Origin of the sequence: Sporosarcina jeotgali, from assembly GCF_033304595.1 — a bacterium.
Taxonomy (GTDB): domain Bacteria; phylum Bacillota; class Bacilli; order Bacillales_A; family Planococcaceae; genus Sporosarcina; species Sporosarcina jeotgali.
This window is the reverse complement of sequence record NZ_CP116341.1, coordinates 1,164,447-1,178,085: the sequence shown is the minus strand read 5'-3', so window position 1 is coordinate 1,178,085 and position 13,639 is coordinate 1,164,447. Positions and strand designations below refer to the sequence as shown.

15 protein-coding genes and 1 riboswitch are annotated in these 13,639 nt (G+C 42.1%); of the genes, 2 read left to right on the top strand and 13 right to left on the bottom strand.

Features of this window, described 5'->3' with window-relative positions; all coding sequences use genetic code 11:
- The first annotated feature begins 24 nt into the window (after nucleotides 1–24).
- Nucleotides 25–282 carry a ferredoxin gene (locus tag PGH26_RS05545; protein WP_025784917.1) on the top strand — a complete coding sequence of 86 codons (258 nt, stop codon included), beginning with the start codon at nucleotides 25–27 and terminating at the stop codon, nucleotides 280–282.
- A 46-nt stretch (nucleotides 283–328) separates the two neighbouring features.
- Here the strand turns inward: PGH26_RS05545 and PGH26_RS05540 are convergent, their stop codons facing one another.
- The 12 genes from PGH26_RS05540 to PGH26_RS05485 all read right to left on the bottom strand — a co-directional run bounded on the left by PGH26_RS05540 (nucleotide 329) and on the right by PGH26_RS05485 (nucleotide 12,551).
- Entirely contained in the window at nucleotides 329–910 is a 582-nt protein-coding gene (locus PGH26_RS05540) for an ECF transporter S component (protein WP_323693011.1), read from the bottom strand.
- A gap of 195 nt (nucleotides 911–1,105) precedes the next feature.
- Nucleotides 1,106–1,238, bottom strand: a riboswitch (FMN riboswitch).
- Between the two features lie 72 nt (nucleotides 1,239–1,310).
- Complete coding sequence (locus PGH26_RS05535; protein ID WP_323693010.1) at nucleotides 1,311–2,513, bottom strand: hypothetical protein; 1,203 nt, start codon at nucleotides 2,511–2,513, stop codon at nucleotides 1,311–1,313.
- A complete protein-coding gene (locus PGH26_RS05530; RefSeq protein ID WP_323693009.1) occupies nucleotides 2,491–3,042 on the bottom strand; it encodes a sigma-70 family RNA polymerase sigma factor in 552 nt (183 codons plus the stop codon). Before PGH26_RS05530 ends, PGH26_RS05535 begins: the two co-directional genes overlap by 23 nt.
- Nucleotides 3,043–3,100: 58 nt before the next feature.
- Nucleotides 3,101–4,864, bottom strand: coding sequence for an ATP-binding protein (locus tag PGH26_RS05525; protein ID WP_323693008.1), 1,764 nt, complete (start codon nucleotides 4,862–4,864; stop codon nucleotides 3,101–3,103).
- On the bottom strand, nucleotides 4,861–5,580 hold the full coding sequence (locus tag PGH26_RS05520) for a response regulator transcription factor (RefSeq protein ID WP_323693007.1): 720 nt from the start codon (nucleotides 5,578–5,580) through the stop codon (nucleotides 4,861–4,863). Before PGH26_RS05520 ends, PGH26_RS05525 begins: the two co-directional genes overlap by 4 nt.
- A 160-nt stretch (nucleotides 5,581–5,740) precedes the next feature.
- The gene (gene ccsB, locus PGH26_RS05515; RefSeq protein ID WP_323693006.1) at nucleotides 5,741–6,925 is read right to left on the bottom strand and encodes a c-type cytochrome biogenesis protein CcsB; all 1,185 of its coding nucleotides are present in this window, start codon (nucleotides 6,923–6,925) and stop codon (nucleotides 5,741–5,743) included.
- Nucleotides 6,925–8,580, bottom strand: coding sequence for a cytochrome c biogenesis protein ResB (gene resB, locus PGH26_RS05510; RefSeq protein ID WP_323693005.1), 1,656 nt, complete (start codon nucleotides 8,578–8,580; stop codon nucleotides 6,925–6,927). The genes ccsB and resB overlap by 1 nt, the downstream gene beginning before the upstream one ends.
- 15 nt (nucleotides 8,581–8,595) lie before the next feature.
- Nucleotides 8,596–9,123 (bottom strand): thiol-disulfide oxidoreductase ResA, encoded by a 528-nt coding sequence (resA, locus tag PGH26_RS05505; protein WP_323693469.1) that lies wholly within the window; start codon nucleotides 9,121–9,123, stop codon nucleotides 8,596–8,598.
- 126 nt (nucleotides 9,124–9,249) lie between these two features.
- Nucleotides 9,250–9,981, bottom strand: a complete 732-nt coding sequence (locus tag PGH26_RS05500) for a pseudouridine synthase (protein ID WP_323693004.1) — start codon at nucleotides 9,979–9,981, stop codon at nucleotides 9,250–9,252.
- Nucleotides 9,982–10,190: 209 nt separating this feature from the next.
- Nucleotides 10,191–11,186 carry a D-alanyl-D-alanine carboxypeptidase family protein gene (locus PGH26_RS05495; RefSeq protein ID WP_323693468.1) on the bottom strand — a complete coding sequence of 332 codons (996 nt, stop codon included), beginning with the start codon at nucleotides 11,184–11,186 and terminating at the stop codon, nucleotides 10,191–10,193.
- A 5-nt stretch (nucleotides 11,187–11,191) separates the two neighbouring features.
- Nucleotides 11,192–11,797, bottom strand: coding sequence for an SMC-Scp complex subunit ScpB (gene scpB, locus PGH26_RS05490; protein ID WP_323693003.1), 606 nt, complete (start codon nucleotides 11,795–11,797; stop codon nucleotides 11,192–11,194).
- Nucleotides 11,790–12,551: a segregation/condensation protein A gene (locus tag PGH26_RS05485; RefSeq protein ID WP_323693002.1), complete on the bottom strand. Its 762-nt coding sequence runs from the start codon at nucleotides 12,549–12,551 to the stop codon at nucleotides 11,790–11,792. The genes scpB and PGH26_RS05485 overlap by 8 nt, the downstream gene beginning before the upstream one ends.
- Nucleotides 12,552–12,602: 51 nt before the next feature.
- Between PGH26_RS05485 and PGH26_RS05480 the strand changes: the two genes are divergently transcribed.
- Nucleotides 12,603–13,115, top strand: coding sequence for a DUF309 domain-containing protein (locus PGH26_RS05480; RefSeq protein ID WP_323693001.1), 513 nt, complete (start codon nucleotides 12,603–12,605; stop codon nucleotides 13,113–13,115).
- Here the strand turns inward: PGH26_RS05480 and PGH26_RS05475 are convergent.
- Nucleotides 13,112–13,480 carry a GNAT family N-acetyltransferase gene (locus PGH26_RS05475; protein ID WP_323693000.1) on the bottom strand — a complete coding sequence of 123 codons (369 nt, stop codon included), beginning with the start codon at nucleotides 13,478–13,480 and terminating at the stop codon, nucleotides 13,112–13,114. The genes PGH26_RS05480 and PGH26_RS05475 overlap by 4 nt on opposite strands.
- Nucleotides 13,481–13,639: the final 159 nt, after the last annotated feature.

Here is a 13,639-nt window from a genome sequence, read left to right as displayed (position 1 = left end):
CGAAGAAAAGAGGAGAGAACGAACATGTCTACTCGAAAGTTTACGATTGTAGATCAGGACACATGTATCGCTTGTGGAGCTTGCGGAGCTGCAGCGCCTGATATTTATGATTATGATGATGAAGGAATTGCGTTTGTTATCCTCGATGATAACACGGGAAATACTGAAGTTCCAGAAGAACTGCTGGAGGACCTTGAAGATGCATTTGATGGATGTCCCACAGACTCCATTAAAATTGCTGATGATCCATTCGAAGGCGATCCACTTAAATATGAAGACTAAAAAACAGGCTGCCCGCACTTGCGGACAGCCTGTTTTTTTTCTATTCTCACACTGATAATTTACGATGCTGCTGAGAAATCCAATTTTGCATACTCTTAAACAAAAGCAGTGAAATCGCCATTAGAATTGCACCTTTAATAAGGTTGAACGGCAAGATTCCTAAGACAATCATTTTGTAAAGTCCGTCTCCTGTTACTGGCGGTGCATTTAAGAAATAAGTGTACGCTGGCAAGAAGACTAAATAATTTAAGAGACTCATGCCAACCGCCATGGAAATTGTACCCGATATAAGCCCTGCAGTTAAGCCGCGAGAGTTACGGAATTTGTTGAAGATAAAATAAATCGGCATGATGAATAAGATGCCTGTTACAAAGTTCGCGATTTCCCCAACTGGTACCCCAGTAGGACTTCCTGATAAAAACCAATGTAGAACATTCTTCAATAGCTCCACAAGAATCCCTGCGACCGGTCCGAGTGTCATTACCGCCAATACTGCGGGAATTTCACTGAAGTCAATCTTTAGAAATCCTGGAAGTGCAGGCAGCGGGAAGTTAAACTGCATAAGAACTGTTGAAATGCTGCCTAGAATTGCGACTAAAATCATCACCCGTAATTTCTTGCTGTTCATGCTACTCTCTCCTTTTGCGATTCACTTCACAAAGAGGAAAGGTTCTGCCTAATCTTTCGTCTGTCCCGCTAAAAAACCCTAAAGCAAATACATGCTAAAGGGAGTGAGTAGACGCGTTTAAATAAGACACCAGCATTCAAAAGAATGCTCGCACTTAAACAAGCCGTTGTCAAACAGACAAAAAGACGGCTTCGCCTTCACCTTCTCCCATCCAGACTATACTGTCGGCTCCAGAATCTCACTGGAATCTGCTGTTAAGCTCGCGGGCTAAAAAGCTTTCGCTTCCATTTCCGCCGGTCGGGAATTACACCCTGCCCCGAAGATGAATCAATATTTTGTTACACCATTAGTATACAGAAAAATAAACAGTCTGTAAACTTGTATGTTTACAGACTGCGGTTTACTTATGAATGAATGGCAACGGATTTGAACCTATTGCCTGCGGCAGCGTCTCTTTGAAATTCAACCCATTCCAATCAAGCGGTTCAACATGACCCAGTTTTAACTGAACGTTGAAACTTGAAGCTGTTAACAAAAGCGCATCGATCATTTGACTCGCTTCATTCATCGGCATCGAATCAAGTTGGACAGTGTCGCTGAATGTTACCTCTGCGATTCCATCCTTAAGCTTAACAGTGAGGTTCAGCTTTTTAGGAATCGTTGGAGCAAACAAATCATTTGGTGCCGTCTGCATTAGACGGAGGGCTTCTTCAAACGACCCCGCCTGCTGCATGAAGCCAGGTGAAAGCAACTCCTGGCCATTTTCCTGATGGTAAACGTAAAACGGCGTGTGCCACTCACCACTTTGCATATGGATGGGCTCTAGCTGGCCAACCTGGTCAAACTCTGCTGGGTTCCCGGATGCATCTAAAATGTTAATCTCGCGATAAGAAGGAAACGTTTGCTGGAGAGAATGCAGAAACACTTCTTGTTTAGCAGCTGAAAGGTCATATTCGTGCTCGTCATTCAGGAAAACACTCAATCGATCTCCATCTTCAGTAAATGTCGCATCTATGGGGTGCATGGGTTCAAAACCTAAAGATTGTTCATCCAACTCCTCAGCAAATGCATTGTACAGCTCCAGATCTGTTGAGGAGACCGTTAACCCTTTAGACTCTAATTCTTCTTTTGTCAGAAGTATAGAAACAGGAATACTGACAGCTTGTGCGTCTTGCAAACCGATATTCATTATAGTACCGCCATCCAAGTCGGCAGGGAACACTGCATATTGCGAAGCCCCTCCCATTAAAGCGGCAGATTCTGAAGAAGCATCTCTCGCAAAGTTCTCCCCCTCTTCTTCTATTGACTCCGCAGGAGCTATCTTCGAATCACTCTTCGGCATTGCCTGATCCGCTGATTGTTTCCCTGGATTCATGGAGTTCATGAAAGAAGGAATCAATATCGCAACGAGTATAATTGCCGCAACAGCCGCTATAACGGGAACGATGCGTCTTTTCTTCCGTACCGGTGTGACTGAAATATCCGTAAGCCGCTTGTCGTTTTTTAACCGCTCCAGAAGTTCGTCCTTGGAACGAGTATCATCTATTTTTGGCATAGAGTGCAGGAGTTTCTCCAAATCATCATCTTTTCGTTCGTGATCCACTTGGCTCCCCCCTCTCTAATTCTGCCAATGCCACTTTTTTTCTTAAACTTTTCAAAGCGCGATGCTGCGTTGTTTTCACTTTCCCTTCTGTCCATTCGAGTACTTCAGCTGTATCTGTAATCGACAAGTCATTAAAATAGCGCATAATGATGACAAGACGCTGATCGATTGTACACGTGTCCAGATTTTCAAGAATCGCTTTCATCACTTCTTTGTCAATCGATTGCTGCTCTGGTGTCTTATCTTTCGCTTGTATCTCATCTGTTTCCCAGTCAAAAAATGTTGCGTCATATTTACTGCGTACGGTCTTTTTTCGGAAGTAATCGATGGATACATTTTTGGCGATGGCAAACAGCCATGTTTTTTCGCTGCTCCGTCCCTCGAACGAGGAATAGGCACGAATCGCTTTCACATATACTTCATGAGACAAATCTTCTGCAAGCTGACGGTCCTTCGTCAAGTATGTCAAGAAGTTGAATACATCATGATGATACGTTTCATATAAATGATGAAATACGGAGTCGTCCACAATCATCCTCCTCGTTCACATAAGTTGACGGCTAACTTTCCTATTAGTTACACGTAATTTACTGAAGAGGCAAGACGCAAGTGAAGATCGTGCCTTCTATATCACCTCTTTTAGCACTAATACTCCCGCCATGAGACTCCGCAATATTCTTAGCGATGGCAAGACCTAGCCCAGTACCGCTTTTACCGCGTGTGCGAGCCTTATCAGCTTTGTAAAAACGTTCAAAAACGAATGGCAGGTCTTCTTCAGGTATTCCACTCCCTGTGTCAATGACAGAAATCGCAACAGATTTCGGATATTTTTCAACAGAAAGTTTCACACGCCCTCCGTCAGGTGTATGACGAATTGCGTTGTCGATCAAATTGGTGAACACCTGTTCAATACGATCTTCGTCCGCTTGAAGATGCAACGTATCCGCCCCGTTTGGCTCCACTTCCAAATCGACTTTAGCATCTTTCGCAACTTGCATGAATTTGTTTCGCATCCGTTCCAAAAAAGGTACGACTGCCATCTCTGATTTGTACAAGCGCATATGTCCGGATTCCATGCGGGCAAGATCAAGCAAATCCGTCACAAGTCTTCCCATCCGTTGCGATTCGTCATGAATGATCTTTACCATTTCATGATTTTCTTCAACAGTCTCCGGAACACCATCTAAAATTGCCTCGCTATACCCTTGAAGCATAGAGATTGGCGTTCTTAGTTCGTGAGATACATTCGCGATGAAGTCTGAGCGCAATTTATCCAGCTGATGCTGTTCAGTCATGTCCCGCAGAACAGCTACTGCGCCTCGGATGCTGTTTTTACTGTAAAGCGGACTGATTTTAACAACAAAAAATCGTTTCCCAAGCTCTAATTCAGCATCTACTTCTTCTGCGAACATAACAGCATGCTCCAACATATGAATAATTTCCGGTGGCAGCAATTCTTTTGAATCTTGATTGATAAATGACCATTTCTGCAATACTTTTTCAGCTTGCGGATTGCTTAGCAGGATCGTGTTATCCCGATTAAATGTAATCACCGCATCTGTCATGGACGTTAAAATACTCGATAATTGTTCTTTATCCTGTTTTATAAGTTCCACGTTGTATTTCAATTGGCGGCCCATTTGGTTGAATGCTGTAGAGAGCTGGCCAATTTCATCATTTTGTTTCACCGGTATTCGAGCATCGAAATTCCCTTTAGATAATTCAAATGCCGCTTCTTTCATTTGACGTAAAGGTCTTGTGATACGCGTTGATAGGAAGAAAGCGAAAAATGTTGTCAATATGAACGCGATAAATGCAGATAGCAATACAATATGAGTTGTCCATTTAGTCGTATCGTGAATGGCTTCAAAACTTTGGTATAAAACAACATAACCTTTACCTTCATTTGGTAATGGAGTGGATGATACAATATAGCGTTCTGAAACTTCTTTTTCAGATAATGAAGGAAGAATCATTTGTTTAGAGGCATTCTCATCATTTCGTTTGCTGAATAATTTATCACTTAAAATCTTTTCTTCAATCGATTGAGCATTTGACATACCATCATGGAATGAATACGCAACTTGACCGTTGTCTCCGACAACCATTGCATGAGTGCCGTTGTTCAGAATATCATTGACGACAAGCTTCATAGCCGATTCGTTTTCGTGATCGATGATAATACTGCCGACAGTCTTAGCCTCTCGTGCCAGCGTTTCTTCTGCTTGCCGAGTATGGAAATTATCAAAGAACTCTAATAACAGTGCCGTGACAATAAACAGGACAAATGAAACGAGAAGCAATATGGTTGCCCATAGCTTCCCGACGATTGAGTTCCATATTCGATTCATTCTGATGGAACCTCAAATTTATAACCGACACCCCATACGGTCACAATCATTTTAGCAGCCCGTTCAGAGACTCTGTTCAATTTTTCCCTCAAGCGTTTTACATGTGTGTCGACCGTTCTGAGGTCGCCGAAAAATTCGTAGTGCCATACTTCTTTTAACAATTGCTCGCGGTCAAATACTTTATCCGGTGCTTTTGCTAAGAAATACAACAGTTCGTACTCTTTTGGTGTCAAACTGACTTCTTTTCCTTCAGCAGTAACCCGATGAGCATCGTGATCGATTGTAAGCTGCGGGAACACAACTAAATCCTTAGACGTGGCTGTGCTGGGTGCTCCGTTAAACGATCCTGTGCGGCGCAATAATGCTTTCACACGCAATACAACTTCACGCGGACTGAATGGCTTAACAATATAGTCATCCGCACCTGTTTCGAATCCAGAAACTCTGTCGGATTCTTCCCCCTTTGCAGTCAGCAGAATTACAGGTGTTTGATTTTCAGCTATTCTCAGTTCTTCCAATACTTCCATTCCATCTTTTTCAGGCATCATGACATCCAATAAGATACAGTCATAATGATTTTCTTCAATTTTTTCAAGCGCTTCTGCGCCGTCACATGCTTCGTCCATTTCATAACCCTCACGAGAGAGGTACATTGTCAGAAGCCGTCTAATCCGGTCTTCGTCGTCCACGACGAGCAATTTTACGTTTTCATCCATTGACGATTGCTCCTTTCAAAACTACTTCTTTCATTGTACTTGTCCAGAGTAAAAAAAGAAACTAGTATACCTATTTACCGCTATTGCAATGCAGATTATGCAGGTATTTAAGGAAATTAGACATGAAAAAGCTGTGCAGCGGGTTTGCTGCACAGTTATTTTATGCGTATGAATGTAGACCAGCGATGATCAGGTTGACAGCTACCAAGTTGAACATGATGATAACAAACCCTGCAACAGCAAGCCATGCCGATTTCTTACCTTCCCATCCTTGTGATAGGCGAAGGTGAAGGAATGCAGCGTAGAATAGCCACGTGATCAATGCCCATACCTCTTTAGGGTCCCAGCCCCAGAATCGTGACCAAGCTTCGTGTGCCCAGATCATTGCAAAGATTAAAGCCCCAAGTGTGAATACCGGGAAGCCGATAAGTACAGACCGATAACCGATTTCATCCATCAATTGTGAATTGGCCTTTTTTGCGAATGGCTGCAACAGTGCTGCAATCGGTCGTCGGAAAATGAGTCTGATCAGAATATAGAGAATGATTCCCGTAAATAGTGACCAAACAAATGTCGTAAGTGTTTTCGCATTGACGATTGCTGGCATTTCGAACCATGGTTTCATTGTATCTGTTGTAACTTGTTCGTACTCACTCATCCCGAACAAAGGAGGCATGTTATACGTCATTTCAGACGCTTTGCCATTTTTATCGACATAATTGAAATCCGCCTCGTAACCTGTGAGACTGAATGCTGTAGATGAAACAACAAATCCAAGAACTAGAACGACAGTGAACATGACAGCTTCCAGCCAAAAACGTTCTTTTGATTTCTTCGTCAAATCTACATTCTTAGCTAGATAGATCAGGCCTGCAACCGCACTAATCGCAAGAATGGACTCACCAAGTGCTGCTGTAATAACGTGTACGGTTAACCAATAACTCTTGAGTGCTGGAATTAGAGGAGTTATCTCTCTTGGGAACATACTTGCGTAGGCAATAATAACAATTGCAATCGGCAACGCAAACAACCCAAGAGAAGGCGTTTTGTAGATAAAGAAAATGAGAATGAATGAACCGACAAGCATCATGCTGAATGCAGTCGTAAATTCAAACATATTACTGACAGGTGCATGCCCCGCAGCTATCCAACGGGTAATGAAATATCCAAGTTGAGACACAAATCCGATGATTGTCACAACAATCCCGATTTTACCCCACATACTATCTTTGTAGGTTTTTTCTGTCTTTGAAACTTTTACAGCCCCTCCGAAAAAGAAGGTGCCGACGAGGTATGCGATAAATGACACTAGCAGCAAATTCGCACTTAATGCAGAGTAATCCATTAGTTTGTATCTCCTTCCGTCGTATCATTGACAGCTTCTTTGTCCTGTTTATCGGTATACGCTGGAAGAGCAGCTATTTCTTTTACTTTATCCAAATCTTTTTTAAGTGTATACCAGTTTTTGTTAGTATGTGCCGCAATTAGCATTTCTGAACCTGATCCTTTTTGGATCCAAATTCTTCTATGCTGCCAATAAGATCCTTGGATCACACCAATCATAAAGACAATACCGCCTAGCAAGAGAATATACAGGGTTTTGTCTTTACGAATTGTCAAACCTGAAGCATCTCTAGTTTCAGCAGAAAGAAATTTCGCTTCGTAATCATTCGGTTCCACTTCAAGCGTTTGACGAATCGCAACGAAACTTTTCTCACCATCGGGATGCTCAGGTGTCTTCATATTGAATATAAAGGCCGGGTTATTAGGAATTGGGGACTTAGAAGAAGGCTGTCCATCAACTATCCCATCATAATCCGCATAATATTCCATGAGTTCAATGGATGATCCATTACCAAGATCGTAATCCTTAGCCGGTTCGTTAAGATCGATTGTAAATTCGCCCAGCGATTTTTCTGTCTTTTTGTTCATTAACGTAAACGTCATCGTTTTCAATTCACCCGTTTTATAATCCATTTGGAAAATACTATATCCATCAAATTTCAACGGTTTGTTAACAATAATGGGATATTCTTTCATGAACTCAACGTCAGAAGAACCAGGTAAAGAACCTTCTTTTTCTTTATACAGCTTTACGTCCGACTTGAATTCCTTCACGATATCTCCATTTTTTTCAAGTGCTTCACCGAAAACAGCATCTGCTTCATCTTTCGTATAAGTTTCGACAGAGAAGTCGACGTTTTCAAGTAAATATCCTGGTGCCCCTGGTATCTCCCGAGTTTCTCCCTCGCGGATCCACATCGTTTCATCGACATAAAACCCAGGAATACCGCGCATTAACACACCTAATAAAAATATAATTAGTCCTGTATGGTTAACGTATGGGCCCCATCGTCCGAATCGGTTCTTCTCAGCTAGAATTGCTCCATCTTCGACCTTAACATTATAATGTAAGTCTTTAAGGGCTTTTTCTGCTTTTTCAAGAGATTCATCAGAATTAGCGATGTCACTTTCCCCATAAATACGCTGACGCTTCATGAATGACGGATGACGTTTTGTCCGTTGCTTTTTGAGTGACTTATACAGCGGAATTACACGGTCCAAACTGGCAATAATGATTGAGGTTCCAAGCATGCCAATTAAGATTTTAAACCACCAGCTATTATACATATCATAAAAGCCGAGCTGATAGTAAATTTTCCCGAACGTGCCATATAGGCGCTCATAATAAGCCAAGTACTCAGATGGATCATTCCCGCTTACCGGAACATAAAACTTTTGTGGAAAAATCGTACCTATTGCGGATGTCGATAAAACTGCAATAATAATGCTGACACCAATTTTAACACTCGAGAAGAAGTTCCAAATCTTGTCGATTATCGATTTCTTATACGTTTGCGAACGTCTGGCAGATCCTTCATAACGCATGTCCACCATTTCACTATTTTTAGCGTCATCAGTTTGTGGTCGGCCACACTTTTCGCAGAGGACGGTTCCGAAAGGATTTTCGTGACCGCACTGGCATTTAATTTTGCTCATTGGATACCATGCTCCTTATTCGGGTTGAATGCTCTCCATAAGAGACACAATTTCAGCTTCGCTCATTTCACGCGTAATAATTTTTTTAATGACACCGTTTTTGTCAATCAGCATCGTTGTCGGCAGCGGAACTACATTATAACTGTTCCGGCTCACACTTTTGTTTTTGTCGATAAGGACCGGGAATGTCAATTCATATTGGTTAATAAACGTATCCACTTTAAATTCGGATTCGCCAATATTCACCGATAGAACTTGGACTCCTTTGTTCGTGAATTCTTTGAAATGCTTTTCAATATACGGCATTTCTTTTTTACACGGAGGGCACCATGTTCCCCAAAAATTCAAAAACACGCCTTGTCCTTCGTAATCAGAGAGTTTCACTTTTTCCCCATCCATATTCAACAATTCAAAGTTCGGTGCTTTATCTCCGACAGCAAGCACTTTTGTTTCTTTCTTAGAAGTAAGTGCAAAGACAATGGCTGCCGCCAAGATTAGTAAGATCGCTCCTCTAACAATTAGGCGCTTCTTCTTTTTGTCCATCTTAGCCACTTCACTACCCCCTGACATTGGTACTCCGAATCGTACATAGCATCCTTAATTATAACAAAGAAGTGTTTTTTAATCGGCTTAGTTCATGAGTGTTTTGTGAAACATTTGTGTCACAAATTAGCCGATTTTACCGGTTTCCGCTAGAACACGGAGTTGTTTCACCTCATGAGTAGTCAGCTCACGCGCTTCCCCTGCATTTAATCCTATTGTTGTCAGGTTCGCAAATGATTCACGGCGCAATTTCACCACTGGACAGCCGATAGCATCGAACATCCGGCGAACTTGCCGGTTTTTGCCTTCCGAAATTGTAATTTCAATAAGGGCAGTTTGAGCTTTTTTATCCATTGAACGCATTTTAACGTTTGCAGGAGCAGTCAAGCCGTCTTCAAGTACAATTCCATTCTCCAGCTTCTTCAGTGCTTCCCGGGTTGGGACACCTTTCACTTTCGCAATGTACTGCTTACGGATACCAAACTTTGGATGTGTCATTGTGTATGAAAAGTCCCCGTCATTTGTCATGATAATCACGCCTGAAGTGTCATAATCCAAACGGCCAACAGGGAAAATCCGCTGCTCAACCCCCGGAAGAAGGTCTAATACTGTTTTTCGTCCCTTTTCATCGTGCACTGTAGAGATATAGCCTCTTGGTTTATATAACAAATAATAGACGAATGTTTCTTTTACAACTTGAATGCCTTCAACTTCAACTCTATCTGAAGCCGACACCTTTGTACCAAGCTCCGTTACAACGGATCCATTCACTTTCACTTTGCCTTCCAGAATTAATCCTTCTGCTTTTCTCCGGGATGCAACACCGGCACGCGCTAATACTTTTTGTAGTCTTTCCAATTCCGTCACCTCATTCTTCAGTCTCAAAAATTATGTCATATTTTTATACAAATGAAAAGGAGACCGCCTAATAGGCTAGAAATGAAGGAAAACGATCTCTCTCCATTAGCTTATCCACTTTTTCATAAAAATAGAAAAAACAGAGGCTTAAAGAGTCCTCTGCTGCAAAAGTTTTCAACGTTCTAGGTATCTTTTCAGACAAAAAGATTTCATTCGCGTTTAAGTTCAACTTCCGAAGTCACCAATGGCTCTTGATCTAGCGAAACTGTCCATTGACCAAATGATGATTGCGTCTCATTCCGCGGAATCCGCATGACTGAACTAACTTTACTCTTCTCTTCCTGATTCAGCAACACTTTTATGGGTTTTTTGAGATGTGCTGTGATCCCGGGCAATACCGCATACTCGCCTTTTTTAGCAATTGTTACGATTGAGTATTCTTTAAAAACCTTAGAGGCAAGGGATTTGTGAATGCTCCAGTCATTTCCACTGTTCAATGTCACAACAATCACTTTCTTGCCGTTTTTTTCAAAGTAGGTCGCTAATGTCCTGCCAGCCGCTTTTGTAAATCCTGTTTTACCCGCGACCGCATCTGTATCAGATGTAATCAGACGGTGTTTGTTCTCCCAAACGCCAGGTTGTTCACCTGTCCGGGTGTACCGTTCTGCAGAGGCAATGTCCCGGAACGCATCATTTTGCATTCCGAAATAAAGCATCATCGCAGTATCATACGCGGTAGACAGATGCTTTTCATCATGCAGACCTGATGGATTCGTAAAGTGAGTGTTCGTCAGTCCATAAAGTTCCGCTTGTTCGTTCATCAGGTGTACAAACCCCTCTTCTGAACCTCCCGCATGTTCAGCAAGGGCCATGGCCGCATCGTTTCCTGATCTCAGCATAAGACCATGCAATAACTCATTTGTAGAAACCTCACTGCCTGGCTCCAAGTAAATGGATGAGCCTTCTGCTGACGCTGCCTGAGAAGAGATTACAGTTTTTTCTTCCGCTGGCTCTGATTCTATAAATGTCAGTGCGGTCCATATTTTTGTTAAGCTCGCAATCGGTAACTGTTCATGAGGATTAGCCCCATCCAATAGTCTTCCGGTGTCTGCATCGATCACCACCCATGATGTGTTCACCGCAGCAGTCGCTGGCGGAATCGGCATGAGTACAATTGAAGCACAAAGCATTAGTATTGCCAGCACTTTTTTCAAACACTATTTCCTCCTTCTTCTTGTGCTTCTAGTATGTCCTGGAACTTCGTTAAGAATAAGTCAGTGTCTTCATCTTCTTCCGCTTCTTGAAGCAAAGGCGGTAAATCTTCAAGTGAGTTTAATCCGAAACGATCTAAGAAATAAGCAGTCGTTGCATAAAGAATTGGTCGGCCGCTAGCTTCTAAACGGCCTTTTTCCATAATAAATCCTTTGGAGGAAAGAGTCTGGATGGCTCGTTCAGATTTCACTCCCCGGACATCATCCACTTCCACTCGAGTGACCGGCTGTTTGTATGCAATAATTGCCAGCACTTCAAGTGCTGCCTGTGTCATCATTTTAGATGGAGGGTTTTCAAACAAACGCTTGATATCTTCTGCATATTCTGCTTTAGTCACGAGTTGAAAGACTCCGCCATACTGACGCCATGTAATTCCGCTGTTTTTCCGTTCTTCGTATCCTTTAAGCAACTGTTCCAGCGCATCTGTCACTTCCCCTTCCGTAGAAACAGTCAATGCAGCAAGTTGTTTTAACGTCAGCCCCTCTTCACCTGCAACGAAAAGAAAACTTTCTATGGTAGCTGCTAGAGTATCACGTTCATTCATGCGATTGTTCCTCCATTTGCATTCGTATCTTTAATCTGTCAAAGTTCCCGTGTTGTTCTACAATGATATCGCTTCGCTTCATCAGCTCTAGAATCGACAAAAATGTGATGATTAACCCGCTGATGTCACCTTCTTCAAACAACTCTTCAAAATCACACGTGCCGCCTTTACGTTCTACCCGGCTCATGATTTCGTCCATCTTATCACCGACAGAGATTTCATTATTTGTTATACTGGCAGTCATAGGTGTTTTCAGTCTTCTGCGCTGAAGCATACGCTGGAATGCACCTATAAGATCGAACACGTTGAGTTCATCTCCTGGGTCAATTGGATTTATGACCCCGTATGCGTCCACTTCTGTCGGCGGTTTCGTAAAGTGAACTGCGCGTTCGTCAGCAGACTCTTTTAGTTGAACAGCTGCTTCCTTGAACTTTTTGTACTCGAGAATTCGTGCAATCAATTCTTCACGAGGATCTTCTTCCATATCGAATTCTAGCCCTTCGTCATCGAATACATCGCCTTCATGTACAGGAAGCAGCATTTTGCTTTTGATTTCTATCAACGTAGCAGCAAGAACCAGGTATTCACTTAGCTCATCTAGTTCAAGTACACGCATTGCATGCAAATGTTCTATGTATTGGTTTGTCAGCTGCGCCATCGGAATATCATAAATATCAATTTCCAAACGATTGATCAGATGCAGCAATAGATCGAGTGGACCCTCAAATGCATCCAGCTTTACATTATAAGACATTTTTTCACCTTTTCTGCTCACAGCAGATGGACTTATGAAAGGAGTGACGATATGCACCCTTATTTTCATCCGCTCTTCGTGGAGTTTCTTGTTTATTTTAATGACAACCAAGACTATTTCGAGGGCCATGAAGTATTAGAAGAGTATTGGAAGTCGATTCCCAGATACTCAAAATCTCATCCGCTTACGGCCTATATTCTTCTGTCTACCGGGATGTATCATTGGAGACGAGGAAACCTGGATGGAGCTTCAAGAACTATTTCAAAAGCGCTTCACCGATTCACCACACTGCCTCCTGTATACGATGAATATAAGAACATCGTTGATTTTGATCAACTAATTTCAGACGTTACTATCGCAAAATCAGAGATTTCAAATGAGCAGCCATTTGGCATATTCGAAATTAAAATCGAATCCCAGGAACTAAAAGAGGCGATTAACAGGACTAAGCAAAACCTAGATTTACTCGTAAGCGGAAGCGATGACGTTATTCATAAACATATGCTACGGGATAGAAGTGATATTCTAAAACTTCGAGACGAAAAGAAGAAGAGCGGACGTTAGCGTTCCGCTCTTGCTTCTTCCAGAACACATTTGCTGACAAATGCATCCGTATATTCATTCCCATAGGGCGTTTTGTCTGGAAATTCTTCTTGCAGCTTAGCAACCATCTCTTTTCCAATTCCTTCTCCTCTGAAAGAGGGATTGATGGAAAGATGTTGAACGACAAAAGAATGGTCTGCAACTTCAGCACCGACAATTCCAATGAGATCTTCTTGTTCCTTTACTAAATACATTTCCCAGTTATCGTCTGTTTCATAGCGCGTCATTGTTTCTTGAAGTTGTCTGACAGGCTGATCACCGGAACTGTATGAAAGAAATCCCATTGCTATTTTGTGATACGTTTTTTTATAACGAACAAGTTTCATGGGTATCCCTTCACTTTCAATATTACTATCTGCTCGATTTTACAGGAATGTCCATCATTTATCAACTATAGTCTTAGCGAGGATCGATAATTGGAACAACAAAATACCAATAGACCGCTCCCCATACTAATGCCATGATGACAATTCCCAAAAACAATA